This window comes from Lactobacillus delbrueckii subsp. delbrueckii DSM 20074 = JCM 1012, from assembly GCF_001433875.1.
Classification (GTDB): Bacteria; Bacillota; Bacilli; order Lactobacillales; family Lactobacillaceae; genus Lactobacillus; species Lactobacillus delbrueckii.
On the sequence record NZ_AZCR01000156.1, the window covers coordinates 1 to 271 of the forward strand.

Annotated in this window: 1 protein-coding gene; it reads right to left on the reverse strand. The window is 42.4% G+C overall.

The features are described from left to right. A partial coding sequence (locus tag FD23_RS08915) for a DDE-type integrase/transposase/recombinase (protein ID WP_340136957.1) occupies positions 1-271 on the reverse strand: 271 nt, incomplete at both ends.

Here is a 271-nt window from a genome sequence, read left to right on the forward strand (position 1 = left end):
CATGGTCATCACTTGCTTAAGGTCTGGGTGCCTAGAAATGTTGTAGGAGATGATTTCTTGGGTACAACCATCGATAATTGGCGAAAGGTAGAGCTTTTGATCTTTAAGATGGAATTCAGTCACGTCGGTAAACCAATGTCTGTTAGGAATAATTGCGTAGAAATTGCGCTTGATTAAGTCTGGCTTGATTTTGCCTTGAACGCCGTAATAGCTGCTGTATTTGCGTTTCTTGCGGATTGAGATGGCGAATAAGCCCATCTTTTGCATGAGC